The sequence below is a fragment of the Streptomyces sp. NPDC001315 genome (assembly GCF_042896175.1).
Classification (GTDB): Bacteria; Actinomycetota; Actinomycetes; order Streptomycetales; family Streptomycetaceae; genus Streptomyces.
Window position 1 is genome coordinate 1 of record NZ_JBIAWZ010000039.1, and the last position, 24,389, is coordinate 24,389.

18 protein-coding genes and 3 pseudogenes are annotated in these 24,389 nt (G+C 72.1%); 13 read left to right on the plus strand and 8 right to left on the minus strand.

What is annotated here, in order from left to right; genetic code table 11:
* Window positions 1–173: 173 nt before the first annotated feature.
* The gene (locus ACFY16_RS42090; RefSeq protein ID WP_390652520.1) at window positions 174–539 is read right to left on the minus strand and encodes a response regulator transcription factor; all 366 of its coding nucleotides are present in this window, start codon (window positions 537–539) and stop codon (window positions 174–176) included.
* Between ACFY16_RS42090 and ACFY16_RS42095 the strand changes: the two are divergent.
* The 3 genes and pseudogenes from ACFY16_RS42095 to ACFY16_RS42105 all read left to right on the plus strand — a co-directional run.
* Window positions 538–1,065: pseudogene (locus ACFY16_RS42095) on the plus strand (hypothetical protein); the annotation flags it as partial. The gene ACFY16_RS42090 and the pseudogene ACFY16_RS42095 overlap by 2 nt on opposite strands.
* 300 nt (window positions 1,066–1,365) lie before the next feature.
* Window positions 1,366–1,758: a hypothetical protein gene (locus tag ACFY16_RS42100; protein WP_390652537.1), complete on the plus strand. Its 393-nt coding sequence runs from the start codon at window positions 1,366–1,368 to the stop codon at window positions 1,756–1,758.
* A 5-nt stretch (window positions 1,759–1,763) separates the two neighbouring features.
* Window positions 1,764–2,433, plus strand: a pseudogene (locus tag ACFY16_RS42105) (nucleotidyl transferase AbiEii/AbiGii toxin family protein).
* Between the two features lie 266 nt (window positions 2,434–2,699).
* Here the strand turns inward: ACFY16_RS42105 and ACFY16_RS42110 are convergent.
* The 4 genes from ACFY16_RS42110 to ACFY16_RS42125 all read right to left on the minus strand — a co-directional run bounded on the left by ACFY16_RS42110 (window position 2,700) and on the right by ACFY16_RS42125 (window position 8,755).
* Window positions 2,700–4,649: an MFS transporter gene (locus tag ACFY16_RS42110; RefSeq protein WP_390652521.1), complete on the minus strand. Its 1,950-nt coding sequence runs from the start codon at window positions 4,647–4,649 to the stop codon at window positions 2,700–2,702.
* Between the two features lie 18 nt (window positions 4,650–4,667).
* A complete protein-coding gene (locus ACFY16_RS42115) occupies window positions 4,668–5,168 on the minus strand; it encodes a MarR family winged helix-turn-helix transcriptional regulator (RefSeq protein ID WP_390652522.1) in 501 nt (166 codons plus the stop codon).
* 176 nt (window positions 5,169–5,344) lie between these two features.
* The gene (gene poxB / locus ACFY16_RS42120) at window positions 5,345–7,078 is read right to left on the minus strand and encodes a ubiquinone-dependent pyruvate dehydrogenase (RefSeq protein WP_390652523.1); all 1,734 of its coding nucleotides are present in this window, start codon (window positions 7,076–7,078) and stop codon (window positions 5,345–5,347) included.
* A 435-nt stretch (window positions 7,079–7,513) separates the two neighbouring features.
* Window positions 7,514–8,755 (minus strand): cytochrome P450, encoded by a 1,242-nt coding sequence (locus tag ACFY16_RS42125; protein WP_390652524.1) that lies wholly within the window; start codon window positions 8,753–8,755, stop codon window positions 7,514–7,516.
* A 454-nt stretch (window positions 8,756–9,209) separates the two neighbouring features.
* Here ACFY16_RS42125 and ACFY16_RS42130 point away from each other — a divergent pair, with 454 nt between their 5' ends.
* From ACFY16_RS42130 to ACFY16_RS42155, 6 genes are all read left to right on the plus strand, one after another.
* Entirely contained in the window at window positions 9,210–9,983 is a 774-nt protein-coding gene (locus ACFY16_RS42130; RefSeq protein ID WP_390652525.1) for a LuxR C-terminal-related transcriptional regulator, read from the plus strand.
* A gap of 38 nt (window positions 9,984–10,021) precedes the next feature.
* On the plus strand, window positions 10,022–10,168 hold the full coding sequence (locus ACFY16_RS42135) for a hypothetical protein (RefSeq protein WP_390652526.1): 147 nt from the start codon (window positions 10,022–10,024) through the stop codon (window positions 10,166–10,168).
* A 453-nt stretch (window positions 10,169–10,621) separates the two neighbouring features.
* Window positions 10,622–11,548, plus strand: a complete 927-nt coding sequence (locus ACFY16_RS42140) for an alpha/beta hydrolase (protein ID WP_390652527.1) — start codon at window positions 10,622–10,624, stop codon at window positions 11,546–11,548.
* 37 nt (window positions 11,549–11,585) lie between these two features.
* Window positions 11,586–11,981 carry a hypothetical protein gene (locus tag ACFY16_RS42145; protein ID WP_390652528.1) on the plus strand — a complete coding sequence of 132 codons (396 nt, stop codon included), beginning with the start codon at window positions 11,586–11,588 and terminating at the stop codon, window positions 11,979–11,981.
* A 50-nt stretch (window positions 11,982–12,031) separates the two neighbouring features.
* The gene (locus tag ACFY16_RS42150) at window positions 12,032–14,335 is read left to right on the plus strand and encodes an ATP-binding protein (protein WP_390652529.1); all 2,304 of its coding nucleotides are present in this window, start codon (window positions 12,032–12,034) and stop codon (window positions 14,333–14,335) included.
* Between the two features lie 185 nt (window positions 14,336–14,520).
* Window positions 14,521–17,310: an AAA family ATPase gene (locus ACFY16_RS42155; protein WP_390652530.1), complete on the plus strand. Its 2,790-nt coding sequence runs from the start codon at window positions 14,521–14,523 to the stop codon at window positions 17,308–17,310.
* 220 nt (window positions 17,311–17,530) lie between these two features.
* On the opposite strand, the gene ACFY16_RS42160 is transcribed toward ACFY16_RS42155, so the two are convergent.
* Window positions 17,531–20,593, minus strand: a complete 3,063-nt coding sequence (locus ACFY16_RS42160; protein WP_390652531.1) for an AAA family ATPase — start codon at window positions 20,591–20,593, stop codon at window positions 17,531–17,533.
* A gap of 191 nt (window positions 20,594–20,784) precedes the next feature.
* Window positions 20,785–21,219, minus strand: a complete 435-nt coding sequence (locus ACFY16_RS42165) for a hypothetical protein (RefSeq protein ID WP_390652532.1) — start codon at window positions 21,217–21,219, stop codon at window positions 20,785–20,787.
* A gap of 352 nt (window positions 21,220–21,571) precedes the next feature.
* Between ACFY16_RS42165 and ACFY16_RS42170 the strand changes: the two genes are divergently transcribed.
* Both ACFY16_RS42170 and ACFY16_RS42175 read left to right on the plus strand, forming a co-directional pair.
* On the plus strand, window positions 21,572–22,147 hold the full coding sequence (locus ACFY16_RS42170) for a TetR/AcrR family transcriptional regulator (protein WP_390652533.1): 576 nt from the start codon (window positions 21,572–21,574) through the stop codon (window positions 22,145–22,147).
* 183 nt (window positions 22,148–22,330) lie between these two features.
* Complete coding sequence (locus ACFY16_RS42175; protein WP_390652534.1) at window positions 22,331–22,822, plus strand: DNA starvation/stationary phase protection protein; 492 nt, start codon at window positions 22,331–22,333, stop codon at window positions 22,820–22,822.
* A 64-nt stretch (window positions 22,823–22,886) separates the two neighbouring features.
* On the opposite strand, the gene ACFY16_RS42180 is transcribed toward ACFY16_RS42175, so the two are convergent.
* Window positions 22,887–23,426 carry a CGNR zinc finger domain-containing protein gene (locus ACFY16_RS42180; RefSeq protein WP_390652535.1) on the minus strand — a complete coding sequence of 180 codons (540 nt, stop codon included), beginning with the start codon at window positions 23,424–23,426 and terminating at the stop codon, window positions 22,887–22,889.
* A 118-nt stretch (window positions 23,427–23,544) separates the two neighbouring features.
* On the opposite strand from ACFY16_RS42180, the gene ACFY16_RS42185 reads away from it, so the two are divergent.
* Complete coding sequence (locus ACFY16_RS42185; RefSeq protein ID WP_390652536.1) at window positions 23,545–23,973, plus strand: hypothetical protein; 429 nt, start codon at window positions 23,545–23,547, stop codon at window positions 23,971–23,973.
* A gap of 267 nt (window positions 23,974–24,240) precedes the next feature.
* Window positions 24,241–24,389, plus strand: a pseudogene (locus ACFY16_RS42190) (transcriptional regulator); the annotation flags it as partial.

The window sequence follows — 24,389 nt, forward strand, 5'->3', positions numbered from 1 at the left end:
GGGGCCCGTTCTCTCATGCCCGCACCCGCACCCGAACCTCCGTCCAGATGATCACCGCTGCCGCTCGAACAAGATCCGGTTTGCCACAACGCACTCAGGCAGTAGCGCGCTGTCTCAGTCGTTAGCACGCTGTGTCGGGCAGTAGCCGGAAGGCCGCTGCCGGCGGGCCGTCGTCAGGACTTGGCGGGGGCGAACAGGCCCCGCAGGTCGGCGTCGAACAGTTTGTCCTTGGCGACGAAGGACTCGATGCCCGCTCTCGCCAGCTCCTCCTGCGACCAGAACGACTTGTCGGTGGAGGTCAGCACGATCCGCGGCGGGTTGTCCTCCTCGGTGACCTGACGGGCAACGGTCAGTCCGTCCGTGTCCGGCAGGTGGAGATCGAGCAGCAGCCCGTCGGGGCGGTGTGCCCGCACCGCGGCCAGGGCCGAGGCGCCGTCCCGGGATTCCGCCACGACACGCAGGCCCCGTGCCGTCAGCAGCGTCGTGGCGATGCGGCGGAACCCGGGGTCGTCGTCGACGACGACGATGTTGATGCACATGGTCCCAGCATGCCCAACGGCCCGGCGGCCGGACCATAGGGGGAGCCCTACGGTTTGTGTATCACTCACGCAGGGGCAGCTCCGCACGCCCCCTTGTGTCCGGCCTCGGCGGACGTCGGGTGCGGCCGCCCGTCGCCCTGCGGCCGGCCGGACTCCCGGGGCCGCGGGCCGCTCGGCGGCATTCTCGAACTCGGCCAGCTCGGCCCGCTGGTCACCCGCAAACGCGGCCGCCTTTCCGGCCAGCCCTCCCCTGCCGAGGCCGAGTTCACCCTCGGCGCCCTCACGAAGGACTTGGCGCTGCTGGCCGCCGCGTCACCCGCTCCCCTGCGCAGCGCGGCCGATCTCGCCGATACGCCCGCCGCACCAGACGCGGACATCGCCGTCGTCGCCACCTGCCCCGCCGTGGACGACGCCGTCCTCGCACCCCCGCGCGCCTACGTCCGCGGACACGCCAGCGGTGACCCCGCCCCACTTCCGCGACGCGTTTCTGCCCGACGCGCACATCGAGGGAATCCGGGACGGCGCCTTCGTCTCCTGGCCCCTGGACGAGTACTGCGCCCTCTTCACTCGGCCGACACCGCGCCGAACCGGTACGTCCGCAACGGCACCCGCGACCGGGACACCTCGTCCATCGTCTCCCCCAGTTTTCCCTGGGCGGTCAGCGCAAGCATTTCTCGCGCAGCCGATGACCGTCGGGGACGACCACTGCGCCGGTGACGGTGATGCCACGCTCAGCCGAGAAGGACTCCTGCGTACACTCCGTGGCCGCGGACAGCCCGTAGGGCCGCGCGTCCCGTTCCTCACACAGAGCCGCCATAATGGGCTCATGGCAGCCAGTCCTCAGTCCCCAGCATCCAGGACAACAGACCTGGCCGGCGAGTACGCCGAGGACTGGGCGCTGTACCGGGAGAAGTTCCGGCGGCGCCTTCCGAGGTCGCTGGAGGAACTGCACGGCCCCACCCACGGAGCGGTGGAACTCCCGCTGCATGTGGCTTGGTCCGGAATGACCGTCTACGACCTGGACAAACCACGCCAGCGCATGGGCCTGTACCGCACTGTCCTGCACGAGGGCCTGCGCGAGGACCTGACCCGCCACCTCAACCAGGACCTCCTCCTGCAGATGTGGCCCGTCCTGCGCACCCTGGTCGGCCGCACCGTCCGCACGGTGTGGGAGGACGCCTTCCCCCAGCTCGCCGCCCGGACCCGGACAGCCGCGTGACGGGCATGCCAGAGCTGCACAGGCGGCTCCTGGCGGATGTGATCGCACTCGGCTCCCCCTACCCGCTGGTCCTCACCGGCGGATACGCCGTGTGAGCGCACCGCCTCGTGAACCGCCCCAGCCAGGATCTCGATGTCGCCACCCCGGCCCAAGCACCTATGACTGACATCGTGGCCACGCTCCGCTCCGGCCTGGAGGCGCGTGGGCTGGCAGGTGCAGTCGCTGGAGACCGCCCCGCTGTCTGCCCGCTTCACCGTGTCCGACCCGACGACAGGGCAGGAATGCGAGGTCGACATCCTCAAGGAGATCTTCTCGCGCCCCATCACGCAGAGCCCCTACGGACCCGTCCTCGCGGAAGAGGACGTGATCGGCACAAAGGTCCGCGCGCTCGGCGACCGCGGTGCGCCCCGGGACCTGATCGACGTGTTCGCGGCCTCCCGGCGCTGGTCAATCGCAGACCTTGAGGAGTTCGGCCGACGGCACGCCCGGGGCCGCTTCGAACGGGAGGATCTGCAGGCGAACCTCGCGGGCGCCGAGTGGACCGACGACGAGGCATTCGCCGCCTATGGACTCGACGACGCCACCATCACCTCTCTGCGTACCTGGGCCGTGGAGTGGGCCGACGACCTCGCGACCCGCCTTCTTCAGGAGTCAGACGCCCCGGACTTCGACTGATTCCATACGGATGAGGATCTTCCGGAGGCGAGCGGCTGGGCAGCTGCTGACAGGTGCGGCGATCCGGCATATGTGGTGCCGACCGGGCCCTCGGTGTGCGAGGGTCGGCGCGGTTGACAGCCGCCGGAGCCGTCGCGCCACGGCCGGCCGGTCGTGCCGGTCTACGCGAGGTTCCCGCACCTCCGCCACGCCGGAACTGCTCGCTCTGCTGCACCACGTGGGCTTCCTCGAACGGCGGTCCGATCGAGGAAGCCCACACGTACCGGTCAGTTCGCCGGCATCGTCAGCAGGACGTCGTGGACGACCGGCTCCTCGTCCACCACGATCGTGGACGTCTGTGGCTGGTAGCCGTCGGCGGAGGTGATCAGGACGTACTGTCCGATGCCGGGGACGTCCAGCGTGTACGAGCCGTCGGCTTGGACGGCCGACCGGTCGAGCTCGCGGCCCTCCACGGTGGTCAGCGTGACCGCGCCCTGCGGGACGGGCCCGCTCTCGGCGACCCGGATCCGGCCGTGGACCGCGATTCCGCCGGAGGCGTCGGCGGCGGAGTCCTCCGCGTCCGCGTCCGCGTCGACGGCCTCCGCCGACACGGGCGTTCCGGCGATGGCCTCGGCGCCCTGCATTTCCTCGGCCGCCTGGGCGAGAGCGCTGGAGGCGCGCAGCGGGACCTCCTTGATGAACAGGGTCACCAGGAAGGCGATCAGGGCGACCGGCGCGACGTACATGAAGATGTCGCCGATGCCGTGCCCGTAGGCGCCCTCCAGCCAGGTGCGGACCGGGGCGGGCAGTACGGCCAGGTCGGGCAGCCGGCCGCCGCCGGAGGCCTTCGCGGCCGTCGCCTGGTCCTGCGGGCTGAGCTGGGTGATGGTGTCCCGCGCGTAATGGCCGATCCGGGTGGTGAGGATCGAGCCGAGCACGGAGACGCCCACCGCACCGCCGAGGGACCGGAAGAAGGTCACCGTGGAGGACGCGGCGCCCAGGTCGCTCGGGGTCACCTGGTTCTGCGTGCACAGCACGAGGTTCTGCAGGGTCATGCCGACGCCGAGGCCCATCAGCGCCATGCAGAAGGCGATGAACAGGTACGAGGTGTCGTAGCGGAGCATGCCCAGCAGGGCCAGGCCGGCTGTCAGCAGGACACCGCCCGCCAGCAGCCAGCCCTTCCACTTGCCGGTGCGGGTGATGATCCGGCCGGAGACCGTGGAGGAGACGAACAGGCCCGCGATGAACGGGATCGTCATGACACCCGACTTGGTCGGGGAGTCACCGCGCGCCAGCTGGAAGTACTGGCTGAAGAAGACGGTGCCCGCGAACAGCGCGATACCGACGAACAGCGACGCGATCGAGGCCAGGGTGATGGTGGGGTTGCGGAACAGCCGCAGCGGGATGATCGGCTCGCTGGCCTTCGTCTCGACGAACAGGAAGATCAGCGTCAGCACGATCGAGGCGCCGACCAGGGTGTACGTCTGCCAGGACAGCCAGTCGTACTTGTCGTCGGCGAAAGTGACCCAGATCAGCAGGACGCAGACGGCGGCGGTGACGAAGAAGGCGCCGATCCAGTCGACCTTGACCTGGCGCTTGAGCACCGGCAGGTTCAGCGTCCGCTGCAGCACGACCAGCGCGACGAGCGCGAAGGGGATGCCGACGAACAGGCACCAGCGCCAGCCGAGCCAGGAGGTGTCGGTGATGACACCGCCGAGCAGCGGGCCGCCGACGGTGGCGACGGCGAAGGTGGCACCCAGGTAGCCGGAGTAACGCCCGCGCTCACGCGGGGAGATCATCGCCGCCAGCACGACCTGCGCCAGCGCGGACAGACCGCCACCGCCCAGGCCCTGGATGACACGGGCGCCGATCAGCGTCGCGGGGTTCTGCGCCAGACCGGCGACCAGGGATCCGATGGCGTAGATGACCAGGGCCGACTGGACCAGGATCTTCTTGCTGAACTGGTCGGCGAGCTTGCCCCACAGCGGGGTCGACGCGGTCACCGCGAGCAGCGAGGCGGTGACGACCCAGGTGTAGGCGGACTGACCGCCGCCGAGGTCGCTGATGATCCTGGGCAGCGCGTTGGTGACGACGGTCGAGGAGAGGATGGCGGCGAAGAGACCGAGCAGCAGTCCCGACAGGGCGCGCATGATCTGCGCGTGTGTCATCGGCGCGTGGGCATCCCCTCCCCCGTGCTGGGCGTGCGCCCGCACACCTGTACTTGGGGTGGTTGTCATGGGGTTTGTGCTCCTTACCTACGTGGTGACAGCGGGTGTACGGGGGGAGGGGGCGCTCTCGGGCGGCTCGGTGTACGCGTCCTGCTCGGTCCACAGGTCGTCGAAGCTCGACCGGAGCCGGGACAGAAGCCACGTCAGTCGGCGGACGTCCTCGTCGCTCCAGTCGCTCAGCCGCGAGGCGAGCTCCTGGGCGATACGGTCGGACAGGTCTGCGAGCCGGGCCCGGCCCTCGGGGGTCAGCCGCAGGATGCGCGAGCGCCGGTCGGCGGGGTCGGGACTGCGGTCGATCCAGCCCAGCACGGCCAGGTGGGCGACGTGGCGGCTGGTGACCGACATGTCGACGCCGAGCAGTTCCGCGAGCCTGCCGATGCGCATGTCGCCGTCGCGGCCGAGCAGCGCCAGCACCGTGGCGGATCCGTTGGAGCAGCCGTAGGGAAGGATCCGGCCCAGTTCCCGTCGCACGGAACCGACGGCGCTCAGCTGGCGCATCAACTCCTCGTACAGACCTTTCTCGGCCACGTGTGCCTCCATTGTCATTGCTTAAGGCAACCATGAAGTTGCTCTGTTGCCTTAGGCAAGTGTTTGAGGTGTGCCACAGCACACATGTTCCACCAGAGATACGTATTCCCGTCCCGGACGGTCGGTCGGAGTACCCGGCGCGGGATGGTCAGTTTGAGGCGGTCAGTGCGTGATGGTCAGTGCAGGATGCGGCGGGAGACGTTGGTGGTGACCAGGTCGAGCAGTTCCTCGCCCCGGCCGGACAGGATGGTGCGGATCGCGTAGAGGGTGAAGCCCTTGGCCTGCTCCACCGTGACCGCGGGCGGCACGGAGAGCTCCTGGCGGGCGGTCATGACCTCGACCAGCGCCGGTCCTTCGTGGGCGAAGGCGCCCTTCAGCGCGTCCTCCAGGTCACCGGGCCGCTCGACCCGGCGGGACCACAGACCGATCGCGGCGGCGACCTCGGCGAGCTGCGGATTGTCCAGCTCGGTCGCGTAGTTGACGATGCCGGCCGCCTTCATCTCCAGCTCGACGAAGTTCAGGGAGCCGTTGTTGAAGACCACGATCTTGGCGGGCAGGCGGTTCTGCCGGAGCGTGAACAGCTCGCCGAGCAGCATGGTGAGTCCGCCGTCGCCCGACAGCGACACCACCTGACGACCCGGGTACGCCGCCTGCGCACCCACGGCATGCGGCAGGCCATTGGCCATCGTGCCGTGGTTGAACGACCCGATCAGCCGCCGCCGCCCGTTGAACGTCAGATAGCGGGCCGCCCACACGACCGGGGAACCGACGTCCACGGTGAAGACCGCGTCCTCGTCCGCGAGCCGGTCGAGGGTGCTCGCCACGAACTGCGGGTGAATCGGCGTGCGTTCGCGGTCGTTGACGGCGAGCGCGTCCAGCGACCTGCGGGTGCGGGCGTAGTGGGCGAGAGCCTCGTCGAGGTGTTTGCGCCCGCTCTTGACGGTCAGCAGCGGCAGCAGTGCGGGCAGGGTGTCGCGGACGCTGCCGACCAGCGGCAGGTCGACATGGGTGCGGCGGCCGATCTGCTCGCCTCGGATGTCGAGCTGGATGACCTTGGCATCGCGCGGATAGAACTGCCGGTAGGGGAAGTCGGTGCCCAGCATCAGCAAGGTGTCGGCCTCCTCGATCGCCTTGTAGCCGGAGGCGAAGCCGAGCAGACCGGTCATCCCGACGTCGTACGGGTTGTCGTACTCGACGTACTCCTTGCCGCGCAGGGCGTGCACGACGGGCGCCTTGAGGGTCTCGGCGAGCCGGACCAGGTCGTCGTGGGCACCGGCCGCCCCGGCGCCCGCCAGGATCGTCACCCGCTTCGCGTCGTTCAGCAGCGCGGCGGCCTCGCTCAGGGCCTCGTCGTCCGGGCGGACGACGGTCCGGGCCGGGCGCACCACCGTAGGGGCCAGGTCGCGGCCGGTCTTGCCGAGGAAGATCTCGCCGGGTACCACGACGACCGCCACTCCCCTGCGCTCGACGGCCGCCCGCATCGCCATCTCCAGGATGCGCGGCCCGTGCTCGGGACTGGTGACGACCTCCGCGTAGACGCTGCAGTCGGCGAACAGCTCCTGCGGGCGGGTCTCCTGGAAGTAGCCGGAGCCGACCTCGCTGCCCGGGATCTGGGCGGCGATGGCGAGGACCGGCACACGGCTGCGCTGGGCGTCGAAGAGCCCGTTGATCAGATGCAGGTTGCCCGGACCGCAGCTGCCGACGCAGACGTTGAGCTCTCCGGTCAGCCCGGCCTCGGCGGCCGCCGCGAGGGCGGCGCTCTCCTCGTGCCGCACATGGACCCAGTCGACGCCGTCGTCCCGGCGTATGGCGTCGGTCAGACCGTTGAGCGAATCACCGGGCAGGCCGTACAGGCGGCGTACCCCGGAGGCCTTGAGCGAGGCGATGACGTGGTCGGCGAAGGTGGGCATACGGGTTGCCTTTCGTCGGTCGTGAGCGCGTCCGGTGCGGAAGGAGAACCGCAGGGGCGGAAGCCGCCCGCACCAAGGCTCGCCACGGGTGACGAGCGCCTGATCAGTCTTGTCGGGCGGCTTTGGGTACACATCCGTCGAATGACTGCGTCGCTGGTGCCTGGGTGTCTTGGGCTTCTCGGTCGGACAACTGTCGGGTTCCGGCCCCTGGTGCCCCGTAGATCACGTTGTGCGCCATGAAACGCGGGCGGTCACACCGGCGGTCATGTCGCCCTCCGGGCGAGCGCCGTCGACAGGGCGGGTGACCGGGGTGCGGCAGACGGTGACGCGGGCCTACGGTCTGCGCTGCACGTACGGCGGGCGTCCGGCACCGGCGGTTCGGGTGCCGGACACCCGTGTGTCAGCGCCTCGCCGACCGCGAGGAGACTGCCGAGCTCACCTCGTGCCGTAGCGCACCGGAAGCGACAGCACACCCCGCACCATCCCCGACGGAAACCACTCCAGGGAATCGGCGGGGACGGCCAGTTCCAGGTGCGGGACGCGGGTGAGGAGGGTGTGCAGGGCGACGCGGGCCTCCAGGCGGGCCAGGGGAGCGCCCAGGCAGTGGTGGATGCCGTGGCCGAAGGAGAGGTGGCGGGCGGCGGAGCGGGTGACATCGAGCGTGTCCGGGTCGCCGCCCTCGGGCAAGGGGGCGTCGCGGCCGGCGGAGGCGAGGGCCACGGCGACGATGCCGCCCCGGGGGATCTTCACTCCACCGAGCTCCAGGTCCTCGGCCGCGTAGCGGTTCGTCGTGCGCTCGACGGACGTGTCGTAGCGCAGGAACTCCTCGATCGCGTCGGGCAGGAGCCCGGGATTCTCGCGCAGCAGCCGCAGCTGGTCGGGGTGGCGGAGCAGCGCCAGCACGGAGTTGCCCAGGAGGTTGACGGTGGTCTCGTGGCCGGCGATGACGAGGAGGGCCGCCGTACCGGCCAGTTCCTCCCCGGAGAGGCGGCCGTCGTTCTCGTCGCGGGCGGCGACGAGAGCGGACATGAGGTCGTCGCCGGGGTTGCGCCGTTTGTCCTCGACCAGCTCGCGCAGGAACGCGTGCAGGCCGGCCACCGCCGAGGCGTACTCGGGGTGGCTCACCTGGAAGGCGAGGGTCGTCCAGCGGCGGAAGTCCTGGCGGTGTGCCTCGGGGATGCCGAGCAGTTCGGCGATGACCGCGACCGGCAGCGGTGCGGTGAAGGCCTCGACCAGGTCCAGCTCGCCGGACGGCGGCATGGCGTCGACGAGTTCGTTGGCGATCTGGGTGATGCGCGGTTCCATCTCGGCGGACCGCTTCGGGGAGAAGGCGCCCGCCACCAGACGGCGCAGCCGGGTGTGCTCGGGCGGGTCCGCCTCCAGCATCTGGCCGCCGAACCCGGTGCCGCGCTTGTGCCCGAGGAAGCCTGCCGCCTCCAACATCGCCGCGGCCGGCTCCGGGTCCTTCAGCAGCGCCGGATGGGTCAGCGCCTCTCGGGCGAGGTCGTAGTCGACGACCACCCAGCCGGTGATGCCGGGGAAGAACTGCGCCGGGTGCACGGGGCCCTTCGCGCGCAGCCGCGCATAGTGCCGGTGGGCGTCCGCCTTGAATTCCGCGTTCATGACGACCAGTTCGTCCGCTTCGCCGGCCGACTGGGCCTGCTGGTACGTGTCCATCGGTGTTTCCTCGCGCTGTGGTGCACCGAGCCTCGCTCGGTGCTCGTGCGGGCGGAGAATGCCCGTCACGCAGGACGACGGAGCACATCCGCGAAAGGTTCACGCGGGCGTTCTTCGCGTCGGTGTCAGCCGACGTCGACCAGGCGGCTCCATGCCGCGGGGAAGCGTGGACCGGCACACGCGGCCCTCGGCCACGCGGTCGGTGCCGCTCGGCTGCTCGCTGCCCCCCTCCGGATGCCCGGCAGCCCGTGGCGGCCGGCGCCGCCACGGCGGACCACATGCTGGTCGCGGGCCACCGGACTGTCTTGCGGCGTACGGTCTTCATCAGCGGCACCCTGCAGATTTCACACCGATCGGGTGGCGCGTTCACAGCTCGGTACGGGGACACGCCGACTGTCCACTGCGAGACACCTTCGCCGGCCCAGACACACCCGTTCCTGCGACATCCGCACATGTGGGAGGCTCACCCGCGTCGCCGCGCGGCATCCGCGGGGCCGTCCACTGCGCGCAGCACGTCCACGCCCTCGCGGACATCGCCGACGGCGACTTCGACGCGGCGTTCGGCCGCGTGAGCTCCATCAGCCCCGCGGGCACCTTCCCCCCGTACGTCGCGCACGCGGCATGGGTGTTCTTCGAGCTGGTGGAGGCCGCGGTACGCACCGACCGGCGCGCGGAGGCCGCCGCACACGTGCGCGCCCTGCGCGAGACGAACGTCGCCTGGCTCTCACCCCGGCTCGCCCTGCTGGCCGGCTGCGCCGAGGCCCTCGTCGCGGACGACGACGCCGAGGCGGCCCGCCTGTTCGCGAAGGCACTGGCCACACCGGACGCGGAGCGGTGGCCGTTCGAACTGGCGCGGGTGCGTCTGGCCCACGGCGAGTGGCTGCGCCGCTCCCGCGCGCTGTCGGACTCCAAGGCTCCGCTGACGGCCGCGCTGAAGACCTTCCAGCAACTGGACTCCTCGGCCTGGGCGGAGCGCGCGCGTAAGGAACTGCGGGCGGCCGGGCGGGTCCTGCCGCACCCGGACGGCCGGGCCGGGGCGGTCCTCACCGCGCAGGAACGCGAGATCGCGGAGCTCGCGGCGAGCGGTCTGACGAACAAGCAGATCGCCGAGCGCCTGTTCATCTCGCACCGCACCGTCGGCGCGCACCTGTACCAGATCTATCCGAAGCTGGGCATCGCCTCGCGGGTGGCGTTGCGGGACGCGCTGCACAGGGAGGATTCGGGCTGAAACGTGCCCGCGGCACCTCCGCCACCGCGGGCTACCGGGTGTGCTCGGCCGACGGGACGACGACGTACGCGCACGGCACCCGTACCGTCGTCCGGCCCGACCCCACCACCCTGACGCCCACGAAGTGGTCGGAGCGGGTCCATGAGATCGCCCGGATCATCGGCCGGCCGCAGGACCAGGGCTGACACCGCGTGCCCACCTGAGCCGTGCCTCCCCTTTCCTGCCTTGCCGACGGGGAGCCCGGGCAGTCGTGCGGAGGCGGTCCTGCCTCGTACGGGGGGTGAGGCAGGACCGCCGCGGGAGCAGATCAACGGCCCGAACTGGGGTTGCCGGCCGCCGACTTGGGAAGTCTCCGCCTCGTCACCACCACGTGAACGGGAGTCGGCCTTCCCGCACCTGGCGTCGGCGCGTGTTCGACGGCAGGTGCTTCCCACTCGGGCAACGGGTGGGAAGCACCATCGGGTTCACTCTTCGGCGATTCTGTGTGCGACAGCTTCCGGTCGCGGGTGGGGGGCAGGTTCTTTCCCAGGCAGAAACCTGTCTCTCCCGCGGGCGGAGGGGAGGACGGATGGTGGATGTGTGCCCGGCGGAAAGGCCGGGACCGGACCGATCACCACCACCCTTTCGGGAGATTCCTCATGGCCAGGACCCATGTCAGTTTCGACAGTGCCGGTATCGAGATCGCCGCGCACCTCTACACCCCCGACACCCCCACCGCCGACGGCGGCCCGCGCGCGGCGCTCGTGGTCGGCCATCCCGGGACCGGGGTGAAGGAGCAGACGTCGGGCACCTATGCGCAGCTGATGGCCGAGCGCGGGTTCGTCACCCTCGCCTTCGACGCCGCCTACCAGGGCGAGTCCGGCGGTCTGCCCCGGGGTCTTGAGGACCCCGCCCAGCGCATCGAGGACTTCAAGGCCGCCGTCTCCTACCTCACCACCCGGCCCGAGGTCGACCCCGGCCGTATCGGCCTGCTCGGCATCTGCGCCTCCGGCGGCTACTCCCTGGCCGCCACCGGCGGCGACCACCGTGTCCAGGCCGTCGCCACCGTGTGCACCGCCGAACCCGCCCGCCAGTTCCGTTACGGCGCCGACGGCTCCCAGGACCCGGCCGTCTTCCAGTCCCTGCTGGACGCCTCCGCCCAGGCCCGCACGGCCGCCGCCCGCGGCGAGGACCCCGGTGTGATGACCATGTTCCCCGACACCGCCGAACAGGCCGGCGCCCTGGGCGGACAGCACGGCGTCGAGGGCTGGGAGTACTACTGCGGCCCCCGCGGCCACCACGAGCGCTCGGCGAAGTTCCTCGCCTGGGAGAGCATCGACAAGATGGCCTCCAGCGACGTCTTCCGCGCCGTGCCCCTCATCGGCCCCCGCCCCGTCCTGCAGATCATCGGCGAACACGCCGTCACCGCCTGGATGGCCGTCGAGGCCCACCACGCCGCCACCGGCCCCAAGGAACTCCACCGCATCCCCGGCGCCAGCCACGTCGACCTCTACGACAAGCGCGAGTACATCGACCCGGCCGTCGACAAGCTGACCGACTACTTCACCACCCACCTCGCCAAGTGACCCACCCGGTCACACGGCGGCCGAGAACGCGGACGGCTTGTTCAGGCAGGAGCCCCGGTCGGCCAGGCTCCAGACGCGGAGGCTGTCGCAGACGACCTCGCGCGTCTCGGCCGTGGCAGCGCGCCGAGATACGTGTGAGGATGCCCATAATGGCCGGATGAGCCGGGCGGGCATCACGGGACGGACCCGGCCCGGGCCGCTCGCGCAGGCACGTAACCACATGGACGCGGCGACCGCGGCGTCGCACCCGCGCGAGGCCGTCCGGCACCTCCTGGCGGCCCTCGGCAGCGCGAGCTTCTCGACCGCCGGTCCCGTCCAGCGGATCTGGCGGGACATGGAGGTCGCGCTGTCCCATTCCAACATCACCCCGGACCCGAACCGCGAGGCCTACGGCCGGGCGCTCCTCGGCCTCACGGGCTCCCCGACCGGCTGACGGCGCACATCCCGGATGCGGCTGCGGCCCCCGGTCGTCCCCTTGCTTTAATGGTCGTTCCAGAATGGGTGCGCCGGGGGGCGGATGTGGACGGGACGCAGTTCGGCCGACTGCTGCGAGAGGCGCGGCAGCGTTCGCTGCTGACGCTGGAGAGCCTTTCCGAGGCGTCCGGGGTGAGCGTCCGGGCGATCAGTGACATGGAGCGGGGGCAGAGCCTGCCCCGGCAGGGGACGCTGAGCGAGCTGATGGACGTCCTGGAGCTGAGCGAGGACGAGCGGCGGCGGTTCGTCGAGGCGTCCGTACGCCGTGCGGGAAAGCCCGCTGGGCGGGTTCCGCGACAACTCCCGCCCGACCTGGCGGTGTTCCGCGGCCGTGAGGAGGCGCTGGCGACGGTGTACGGCCTCACCGCACAGGTCGCCGAGCAGGGCGGACATGTCGTCGTCTCCGCGATCGGCGGCATGGCGGGGGTGGGCAAGACGACCCTGGCCGTGCACTGGGCGCACCATGTCGCGGACCGGTTCCCGGACGGGCAGCTGTATGTGAACCTTCGCGGCTTCGAGGACACCGGACGCCCCCTGGACCCGGCCGAGGCTCTCGGCGGGTTTCTCGCCGCCCTCGGAGTGCCCGACAGCGACATACCGCGCGGCACCGAGGAGCGCAGCCTCCTCTTCCGGGAGCGGACGGCGTCCCGGCGGCTGATCGTCGTGCTCGACAACGCGCGCGACGAGGAGCAGGTCAGGCCGTTGCTGCCGGCCTCGACGGGATGCCTGACCGTCATCACCTCGCGCAGCCGGCTCTCCGGTCTGGCCGCGTTGGAGGGCGCCCGGCTGGTCGGCCTGGACGTGTGGACACGTGAGGAGGCGCTGGCCGCGCTCGCCGCGCGGATCGGCGAGGAGCGCTGCGGGGTGGAGCCGGAGGCCGCCGCGCAGCTGGTGGAGCTGTGCGGGTTCCTGCCGCTGGCGGTCGCGATCGTCGCGGCGCAGTTGAGCGCGACGCCGCAGCTCCCGCTGCGGCTGGCGGTGCGGGAGCTGCGGGAGACCGGGCCGCTGCTGGACGCCCTGTCGGCCGGTCCCCGGCGGGGCGACGTCCGTGCCGTGTTCTCGTGGTCGTACCGGGCCCTGCCGCCGGAGACGGCCGTCTTCTTCCGGCATCTGGCCCTGCACCCGGGGCCGTCGGTGTCCGCGGAGGCGGCCGCCTCGCTCGCGGGCATCGGCATGCCGGAGGCCCGGCAGCATCTGCGGCAACTGACCTCGGCGAACCTGCTGTCGCGGGACGCGGAGGGCCGGCATGTGCTGCACGACCTGGTGCGGGCCTACGGCGTCGAGCTCGTCGAGCAGGAGAATGACGACCGCCTCGGCGCCGAGAAGCGGCTGCTGGACTATCTGCGCCACAACGCCCACGTGGCCAACCGCTTCCTGGGGCGCACCTCGACCGACGTCGCCGCCCCTCCGGTCGAGGGGGTGGTGAGCGTCGTCCTCGGTACCCGTGAGGAGGCGCTGGACTGGTTCCGTCAGGAGGAGGCGACGGTCGCGTCGGCGCTGCGCTCCATGGACGATCCGCGGCTGCTGCGTCTGCGCATGACCTTCACGCAGGACTGGGTGAGCTACTACTCGGTGATGGGCCGCTGGAGCGACGAGATCGAGACCAAGCGCATCGCCTTGGACGCCGCTCTGCTGCTGGACGAAGCGGACGCCGTCGTGCGGAGCGCCACGGATCTCGCCCGGGCGCTGGCGGAGACGGGGCAGACCGAGGAGGCCGACCGGCAGATCGAGTTGCTGCTCGGGCACCTGGACCGGGTCGGCCCCGCGGAGCGGGCGGTCACCGAGCGGACCATCGGCTGGGTGCGTGGCCGGCAGAAGCGCCACGACGAGGCCCTGCACCACGCCCGCAGAGCACTGGAGATCTACCGCACGCTGGGCGACGACCGGGCCACGGCCCGCGAGATGAACGCGGTGGGCTGGTATCTCGCCCTGCTCGGCCGCTACGAGGAGACGGTCGCGCTGTGCGAGGAGGCGATCCCCCTGCTGCGGCGGGACGGCAACCTCCGTATCGAGGCGGCCGCCTGGGACACCATGGGCTACGCCCGGCAGCACCTCGGCGACCTCGACGGCGCGACGGCGGACTACCAGGAGTCGCTGCGGATCTACGGAGAGGCCTTCGACGGCTACAACCAGGCCGAGGTCCTCGACCATCTTGCGACGGCCCAGCAGGAGCAGGGCGACCGTGCGGGGGCGCGGGAGAGCTGGCTGCGGGCGGCCGATCTGCTGAGCGCGATCCGCAGTCCGCGGGCAGCTCGGATGCGGGCCAACGCGCAGGCCCTGGACGCCTCTGAGGGGTCCCCCGAGGGGGCCTGAGACTCGGCTTGTCGAGCGCGGTGCGCCGCGCTCCAAGCCGACGCCACCTGCGGTTTCTCCCCCGCGACAGACAAGCTGCATGTGAACTGCCTGGTTCCGCGGGCTCCGTTCCACTGGGATGGGAGGAGGCAAGAGAGCGCTCCCTCGGTCCGGCGGGATCGCTCGCCGCGGAACAGGGGTCATCGATGAACGCGCAGACCAGGCTCTCCCCGCTCACCGCAGGTGAGGCGGGACACCACACGTTGTCGCTGGTGACCCCGCTTCCCGAGACGCTGCCGGAGGACGCGGGGCTCGTCGGCCGCGACGGCGAAGTGCGGGCGCTGCAGGACTTCCTGCGCGAGGCGACGGCCCACGGAGCGGCCCGGGTGGTGTGCGGACACGCCGGTTCGGGCAAGTCGGCGCTGCTGGAGGCCGCCGTCCAGGCGGCGACGGCCGCCGGGATGCGGGTGCTGCGCTGCGCGGGCATCCGGGGCAGCAACCCCTCCGACCTGTCGGGTCTGCTCCAGATCGTCTGGCCGGTGCTGGGCACGCCGGGCCGGTCCCTGACCGGCGGGCGGCTCGACGCCCTGGAGATGCTGCTCGTCGACGGCTCCCCCGCCCCGGGCGGACGGTCGCGGCTGTCGTTCGCCGTCCTGGAGGTGCTGGAGTCGGTCAGCGCCGGACAGCCCCTGCTGCTGGCCGTGGACGACTGGGACGCCCTCGACGAGCCCAGCAGGGAGGTGCTGTCCTTCGTCGCCCGCCGGACCGACGGCCATCGGATGGCCCTGCTGATGACCGCGCGTCCGCACCGCACCCGGCTGGCCCCCCTGGCCGGCCTGCCCGAACTGCCGCTCGGCCCGCTCACGTCCGCCCAGTCCACCCGCCTGCTGGCGACGAGGCGTCCCGGCCTGGACGCGCAAGCCGTGCGCGAGCTGCTGGCGACGGCGGCCGGCAACCCTCTGGCGTTGCTCGAACTCCCCGCCCGCTCCGAGGACTCGCTGCCCTACGTGCCCGTCTCGTCCGACCGGCTGGCCGCCGCGATGGCGCCCGGCGCCGCGCGCCTGCCCGTGGGGACCCGGGACCTGCTGCTGGTGGCGGCGCTGCACCCGGCGGGTGACCTGCCGCTGCTGCTGTCGGCCGCGTCGCGGATCGGCGGCACCGAGCTGGGCTTCGCGACGCTGGAACCCGCCGAGCGCGAGGGCCTGGTGGTGTTCGACGGCATGCGGCTGCTCTTCAGCCACCCCGCGACGGCCGGGGCGGTGGTCCACGACGTCGACCCGCGCCGCACCCGTGCCGCGCACGCGGCCCTGGCCGCCGTACTGGCCCGCGGCTCGGTGCGGATGCTGTGGCACCTGTCGCAGGCCGTCGAGGGATGCGACCCGGAACTGGCCGGCCGCCTCGAAGCGGTGCACCGCCACGCGCTGGAGCAGTGCGAGCCGGCGATGGCCGTACGGCTGCTGCGGCGGGCGGCCGAGCTGTACCTGACGCCCGAGGACCGGGGCCGCTGCGCCCTGCGGGCCGCCCAGCTCGCCCACGTCCTCGGGCTGGAGCGCATGACGCGGACGATGGCGCACCGCGCGCTGCGCCGGCCGCTGGGCCCCTTGGGCACGCTGTGCGCCGAGGCCCTGGCGCGGACCGGCGGCGCGCACCCGCCGGCCGATCCCGCCGTCTGGCCGGCGCCGGACGGTGTGGCCGAGCAGGAGAACGCGCTGGAGCTGGCCCGGATCACGGCGCCCGTGATCGCGGGCGACGACGCACGCGCCGAGGCGCTGCTCGCCTTCCTCGACGGGATGCCGGACCGGGCGTACGACCCGCGGCTGCTGCAGGCCATGGCCACGGTCGGCCCGGTCCGCCGGGCCGCGACGGTCCTCGCGGGTGTGTCCGCCGTCCGACGCCTCGCCGACATGCCGGTACGCGACCTCGAACGCCTGGGTGAGGCGGCCCTGTCGGCGGGTGACCCGCTGCGGGCGCTGGAGCTGTACCGGCAGGCGGAGCGCCGCCACCGCTTCCACGACGTACCCGACCAGCTGCCCCCGGTGCTGCTGCGGCAGGGCCTCGCGCACCTGGCCATGGGCGACTGGGGGCAGGGCGGTCACGCGTTCCGGCGGTGCGCGGAGCTCGCCGAGGACCACGGCCAGGACCACAACGCGGTAGCGGCCCGCCTGCTGGAGGATCTGGTACGGGGTCTGCGCACCGGCGGCACGGTCCGTCCTGGCGGTGCCCGCGACCTGGAGGCCGCCCGGCGCTCGGTCCGCTCGATCGACGCGATCCTCGCCGTCGGTACGGCCTGTGCGCTGGCGGAGGGCGGCGACTTCGATGCGGCTTTCCGCGCTCTGTCGGCTCTCCTGGCCGGCCCACGGGTCAGCGCGGCGTCCCTGTTCGCGCTGGTGACCTTCGCGGAGGCCGCCGAGGCCGTGAACGCCTCGGCGGAGGCGCTCGCGGTGCTGGACCGGCTGGAGGCGGAGCTGGGCGCGGAGTGCGCGCCCGGGGTCACCGTCCGGTTCGCGGTGGCGCGGGCCGTCCTCGCGGACGACCGGGACGAGGAGGCACTGTTCGAGCGGGCGTTCGCCGAGGACCTGTCCGGCTGGCCGTTCCTGGAGGCGCCACTGCGGCTGGCCCACGGGCGGCGGCTGCGGCTGCGGCGGCAGTTCGCCGACTCCCGTGCCACCCTGCGGCAGGCGGCGGCCACGTTCACGATGATGGGCGCCGAGGCGCGGGCCGCGCGGATCACCGCGGAGCTGCGGGCGTCCGGCGAGCGGCCGGAGACCGGCACCCCGGGCGTGCCCGGCCGGACCTCGGCCCGCGATCTGCTCACCGCCCAGGAACTGCGCATCGCCGAACTCGCCGGCCGCGGGCTGTCCAACCGCGAGATCGGCGAACTCCTCGACCTCTCACCACGGACCATCGGCGCGTACCTCTACCGCATCTTCCCCCGGCTGGGCGTGACGGCACGGGCGCAGCTCGCGGAGGTACTGAGGGATCACCAGGCGGTCTGACGGGCCGTACATACCGAACTCACGAATGGGCGCCGCCGGTTCATGCTGAGCGGCGCCCCTGCACGCCGTGCCCGGACGGTTGACGCCGGGCCGGGCCCAGTTCGTGCCGGGCGCCCCGCTCATCTCACATCGAGCCGCGCCCGACCGGTTCGTCGCCCGGTGCGAAGCTGACGGTGGTGGTTTCGAAACCGAGCCCCGCCAAGTCCGCACCCGTCCCCGCTCACTCCGCGCCGAATCTCGCCGCGAGCTGGGCGCGGGAGGTGACGTCCAGTTTCGGGAAGATCTGGTACAGGTGCGAGGCGACCGTGCGCGGGGACAGGCGCAGTTGTTCGCCGATGGCCCGGTTGGTCAGGCCGCGGGCGGCCAGGCGGGCGATGGTGAGCTGCTGCGGCGACAGCACCTGGGAGACGTCGTCCCCGGCGGTGTCCGCGGTGTCCGTGGTGTCCCCGGTGGGCGGTTCGGCCGCCGACTGGCCGGTCGCCCTCAGTTCGGAGGCCGCCTGTTCCGCGCGGGAGCGTGCGCCCAGGGACCGGAAGACGGACACGGCCGTGGCCAGCGGTGTGCGCGACGTGGTGACCTGGCGCCGACGCCTGAGCCAGGCCCCGTAGCCGAACTGGGTCATGGCGTGCAGCAGCGGCCACGTCTCGGCCCCCGGCCCCAGCGCCCGGCGGTAGCGGGCCTCCGCCTCCTCGTCGGGAGCGAGGACCGCGTCGGCGTACGCCAGGATCCGCTCCAGCATGGGCGCGCGCCCCGCCTTGGTCAGCGACGCGACGTGCTCGACGAGGGCTCTGGCGTCGGCCGTCTCCCCGGCGGGCAGCGCGGCCTCGGCAAGGAAGGCGAGCCCCCAGAACTGCTCGTAGGCGTACGGTGCCGTCGGTTCCGCGAACAGGGCGCGCAGCCGGGCGTAGGCCTCGGCGTACCGGCCCGTGCCGGAGGCGGTGAGCGCGCGGGCCAGGGCGGCCAGGTTCAACTGCCGGTTCTGGCCCAGGCGCAGAGAAGCCTCCTCGACCTCCGCGGCGCACTCCAGCGCCCGGTCGTGGTGGCCCCGCAAGGCCTCGAGGATGCCGAGCGTTCCGGTGGCCCGCGCCACCCAGTCGGGCTGACCCGTCCGGTCGGCGATCATCCGGCCCTCTTCGGCGAGCGCGCGGGCGGTGTGCCACTGGGTGCCGAGCCAGATCTGGCCCATCGCCCTCGGTACGAGGATCTGCGGCAGCAGTCCGTAGCGGCCGTCGGCGCGGACGGCCGCCTCCGCCCGCTCGTAGAACCGTGCCGCGCGCTCGAGGTCGGTGGTGAGGTGAGCGATCTGGCCGAGCAGGTAAGGCCCGTCGCCGTCGGGCAGTCCGGGAGCGGGGTCCGGGTCCGGGTCCGGGTCCGGGTCCGGGTCCGGGTCCGGGTCCGTCGGGCGGGATACCGACAGCGGGTCCGTCAGCGCCATGACGGCGAGGTCACGCGCGTCCCGCTCCCCGGACCGCAGATCCTCGAACGCCCGCCGCACCGTGCGGCGTTCGTCGGGGCCGGCCTGTTGCCACCAGCACCTGCGGGCCGCCGCGTGCAGCAGCTTCCGCGTGAGCGCGGGGTCCTGCTCGGCGACTGCGCGTGCCGCCTCGCACAGTTCCGCGATCCGCTCCCGGCCGACCACACTGTTGCCCGGGAGCAGATCGTGCACCCACAGCAGCAACGCACGCCCGTACGTCCCGAGTTCGGCCGGGTCGATCTGGCGGGCGTGGCGCAGTGCCTGCTCCCCCAGGCCGTGGTCGCAGGCCAGTTCGGCGGCGCGCAGCAGCCGGTCCGCCCGGCGCTCCGGGTCGGGGGAGAGGCGGGCCGCGCTGTCCAACGCTGCCAGGGCCACGAGCACCCCGGTGCCCGAACGGGGCGTGTCGGCCAGTGACTCCAGCCGCCGGGCCAGCTCCTCGTCCGGACCCGCCGCGCAGCGGGCCGTGTGCCAGGCGGCGTGCGCGGGACTGGTGAGGCTCTGCCCCAGCAGCGCGTGCGCGGTCATGCGCCGTGCCGCCGACTCCAGGTGCAGCACCGCGGGGCGGATCAGGGGCTGGGGGAAGCGCAGTCGGCGGGGCTGTCCCGCGACATCGGCGGCTCGGACCGCGTCGTCGGCTCGGACGGCGGTGGTGGTGGAGGAGGAGGCTGCGGCCGGGTCTGCCGCTCCGAACTCGTCGGCACCTCCGGTTGCTTCGACGGCTCCGGCCGAGTCGGCAGCACTGGCGGCGCCGTCTGCACCGACCGCTGCGCTCACATCGGCGGCTCCCACCGCGTCGGCAGCTCCGAACCGGTCGCCGGCTTCGGCGACGTCGGCCACGAGTCCCCGGGCGATCGTCTCGGCGAGCCCGGCGCGGGCCGCGTGGTCGCTGCCCAGCAGCAGGGCGCTCGCACGCAGGATGTCCCGCGCGTCCGGGGAGACGCTCAGCGCCGCGACGAGCAGCACGCCGCGAGCCGAAACCGACAGCCCCTTCAGGTCCTCCGCGAACGCCTGGGCGAGACGGGGCGTCGCCGGCAACATGCCGAAGCCGGCCGCGTCGCCGAGATGACCGCCGCCCAGGGAGATTTCCGTGAGCGCGAGCGGGTTCCCCCGGGCCACGGCGAGGACGAGCTGCTCCTCGGTGTACCCGGTGGCGCGCCCGGCGCGGGTGAGGAGGGCGCGGGCCTGGGGAGCGGGCAGGCCGTCGAGCGTGGCGGTGAGCAGGCCCGGCACCGGCCGGGTGTCGGGGGCCGAGCGCTCGGCGACGATCATCGCCACACGTGTCTCGCTGCAGAGCCGGGCCAGGGCGTTCAGGGTGTCGCGGCTCGCGGCGTCGAGCCGGTCGAGGTCGTCGACGCACAGCAGGACCGGCTCCGGTGCCGTGGCCAGCAGGTTCAGCGCGGCGGCAGCCAGGTCCGCGGGGGCCGGCGCGGCCAGGCCGCCGCCGAACGCGGTGTCCAGGAGGGCACGTTCCCTGGCCGGCAGGCCGGCCGTCCGGGCCAGCTCGGGGCGGAGGAGGCCGTGCAGCGCGGCGTGCCGCAGCGCTCGCTCGGCGGGTGCCCATGCAGTCGACAACACACGTATGCCCTGGTGCGCGGCGGTCGCCGCGGCGTAACGTATGATCGCGGACTTGCCCGTGCCCGCGGCGCCGCTCAGACGGAGCACCCGTCCGCCGCGGGGCAGGCCCGCCAGCAGCGCGGTCACCAGCGCCTTCTCGTGCTCGCGGCCGAGCAGACCGGCGTCGTCCGGGCCGGTCTCGTGCGAACCTGCGCTGTCCGAACCGATGCGGTTCGAACCGATGTGTGTGCTCAAATTCGCGTCCCCCAACATTTCCCCAGCAGACAGCAGGTGCGTCCATGGGCCGTTCACGGAAGGTCCCGTCCGCAGGTGTACTCGCGCGTGTGTGTCCGGCACTCGCACGCGTTCCTACCGCCCACCTGAATGCCTATCCGCATATGCACTCACCCGCATCGCGCACACGTGCCATGCGGCCGTATACGTACTCATTCGCCCGTCTGCTCGTCCGATGGTCCGTGCTCCGTGCCGGCCGCCGCGCAGAGGTCGCGGATGCTGACGTCCGTACCGAACTTCAGACGCCGGAAGACCCAGTCGATCGGGTGGCACTCCCGCGCGTCGGGCAGCTCCACGACGAGGGACACGGTCGTCGCCTGTGCCGGCAGGGCACGCCGCCAGGCTCCGCCCGCGTGCCGGGTGAGAATCTCGCCCACGTAGCAGCCGAAGGCGACGAGGGATTCGGCCATGTCCTCGTCGGTGACACCTTCGGCCCGGAAGCCGTCGACGATGTCCTCCACCAGAACGATGCTCTCCGGACTGTAGTCCAGTGCCGCACCGCTGATGTCCGCCGCGGTCGCGACGATGGCAGCGGCGTGCCGGGGCGCGTTACCGGGCTCCAGTGGGGGATTCAGCTGCACCTGCATGTTGGTCCTCGGGCTGTTGCCGTCAATACCCTCGAGGCTAACCGCACATCACCCTGCCGAGCATGCCTCTGCTCGTATCGATATGGAACCCCACCGAACGGATCCCGGTCCACCAGAGACAGCCGGCGCGGCGAATACGGGACAAAAGCAACCTACGGTTTCACGCGTGCAGTCGATCGACTCATGCTCGCCCGTGCCCGTGCTGCCAGAGTCGGGGCCGTGTTCCGTTTCTCCACCCCGAGGGCCCCGGATCGGGCGCCCCGCCACGACCATGGCCAACGCCCTCGTCCCCAGGCGAAGACCTCGCCGACGAGTACATGTTTGAGGACCCCACCGAGGAAAGGATCGCGGAGTGGCGCGCCCTCGTGAGTTCGACGCCGACGTGGCGGTGGAGCAGGCCATGAGCCTGTTCTGGCGGCAGGGTTACCAGGCCACGCCGATGCCCCGGCTGACGGCCCTGCTGGGCATCGGCACCGGCAGCCTGTACGCGGCGTTCGGATCCAAGGACGAGCTCTACGCCCGGGCCCTGAAACACTACTGCGACGGCCTGGTCGCGGGCCTCGACCGGGATGTCCGGGCCGGTTCCGACCTTCGCACGGCACTGCGCGATCTCCTGATCACGATGGTCACGGCCGACGTGGCGGACCCCGAGCAGGGCTGTCTGCTGGTCAGCGCGACCATCGAACGCGCGGCCCACGACGACACGGTGGAGCAGGTGCGCCTGACGTTGACGGCCGTGGAGTCCGTACTGACCGAGGCACTGCGCCGTGCCCGGGAGCGGGGAGAACTGCGCGGTGAGCACAGTCCGGTGGAGCTCGCCCGCTTCCTCACCACGTTCATCCAGGGCGTCCGCGTCATGGGCCAGGCGCGGGCCGGCCGGGAGTTCCTGGAATCCGCCGTCACCGGGGCGCTGAGGGCACTGGACTGAGATCGCGCGGATTTTCAGTCGGATAACGGGGATGCGGTCCCTTCGGTCCCTGAACTATCCGTACGAACAGCTTATTTATCGCAATTCTCCTCACCCGACCGACAGTCAAACAACTGATCCGCGCAGGACCGGCCCCTTCAAGAATGGTGACGTCGGCGACAAACCGGAAAGGACCACACAGCCATGACGGTCATCAGCAGCCCCCTGCCGGACAAAGAGCGCGAGATAGCGGGGAGTGCCCTGCAGGCGACCCTGGTCGACCTGCTCGATCTGTCCCTGGTGGCCAAGCAGGCCCACTGGAACCTGTACGGGCCGCGCTTCCGCTCCATCCATCTGCAGCTCGACGAGGTGGTCACCACCGCGCGCGACTACGCCGACACGGTGGCCGAACGCGCCGCCGCACTGGGCGTCAGCCCGGACGGGCGGGCCGGCACCATCGCCGCCACCAGCGGCGTACCCGCCTTCCCGGAGGGCTGGACGAAGGACGCCGACGCGGTCGAGGCCCTGGTGCGGACGCTCTCCGCCGTCATCGAACGGGTGCGGGCGCGGATCGAGGAGACCGGTCCGGCGGACGCCGTGACGCAGGATCTGCTGATCGGCCTGACCGCCGCCATGGAGAAGCAGAGCTGGATGTTCCAGGCCGAGAACGCCGAGAACGCCGAGAGCAGGGACTGAGGGATGCGGGGACGGCTCCGTACGAGGAGCCGCCCCCGCCGCAATGTCCGCAGGCAGGACGCCCTCACCCGCGGCGGCGTGCTCGCAGGGCGGCCGCCTTGACGCGGTTCCCGCAGGTCCGCATCGCGCACCACTCCCGGCGGCGCCCCCGGGAGCGGTCGAGGTAGACCTGCGTGCAGTCGGGATGTCCGCACTCACGCAGCAGTTCCGCCTCGCCGCCGGCGACGATCTCGACCGCCTCGCGCGCGAGTTCGGTGAGGGCCTGGGCGGCCTTGCCGGAGCGGCTGGTGCCGTCGGGACCCAGGCGCATCGCCACCGGTGCCCCGGCGGCCTGCCGGTTCACCGCGGCGACGGCCCCGGTGGGCAGGGGCCGGCCGGCGAGCCGGGCTCCGACCAGTGCGTAGATCGCCTCCCGCAGGTTCACCGCCGCTCGAAGGTCCGCCGGCCCGGACCCCGGCCTCTCGTCGAGCAGCCCGGAGTCGACGAACCATGAGTCGAGCAGTCCGGGAGTGCCGATCCGCTCGATCGGCACCGGCGCACGCCGCGCCTGCAGGGTGCCCACGAAGTCGAGCGTGGGCGTCCCGCACGGAAACACATGTCTCACGTGACCCTCCTGACAAGTGATTGGGCGCCCCTCCAGAATAACCACCTTGACAGGTGACGAGAACGCATGGGAATCTTCCGTCACCGGTCAGAACAGTTACTTCTCGGTGAGGAATCCCATGGCGGTCGTTCGCTTCCACCTCGTCTCCCAGCTCAGCCCCAAGGACGTGCTGGGGGTGCTGACCGACTTCGGTCCCTCCCGCGCCCAGTCCTGGCCCACCATCGACGCCGACCACTTCGAGGTCCACGACCTCGGCGACACCTGGGCCGAGGTCACCGAGGGCACCGCCGCGGCGTGGGAGCGGGCGCGCTACGAGTGGGAGCCGGCCGGTGACACGGTCACCATCACCACGCTGGACTCCAAGCTCTTCGGCGCCGGCGGCGGCTGGGTCTTCAAGATGACCCCCGAGGGCGACGGCACCCGGGTCGACGTCGAACTGACGCGGCAGCCGAGCACGTTCAAGGGCAAGATGCTCGCCTCGCTCCTCCCCCTGGCCGCCCCCGGGTCCCTGCGCAAGTCGTTCGCGGGGCCCCTGCAGGCCAAGTGACTCCCGCCCGGCCCCTGATCCGAGGGGCCGCCGGTGCGGCGAGGCGCACACCATGAGGGGCCGACAGCATGAGCTGTCGGCCCCTTCGTCTGACCGACGTCGCCGCCGCACCGGTCGATGGACTCGGTGCCCGCACCATCCGTGCCGGACACACCTCCACCACCCGCCCACCCACTCGTCCACGGGAGAGACAGGTTTCTGCCCGGGAAAGAACCTGCCCCCTCACACCTGTGCTGCGCCGGACCTGGCCGCATGACACTGGACGACATGAATCCGACACACGACTCCCACCTCGGCGCCTTTCTCCGGGCCCGTCGAGCACAGCTGACACCGCGGGAGTGCGGGCTGCCCGAGACGGACTCCGCACGCAGGGTCGCCGGACTGCGCCGCGAGGAGGTCGCCCGGCTCGCCGCGAT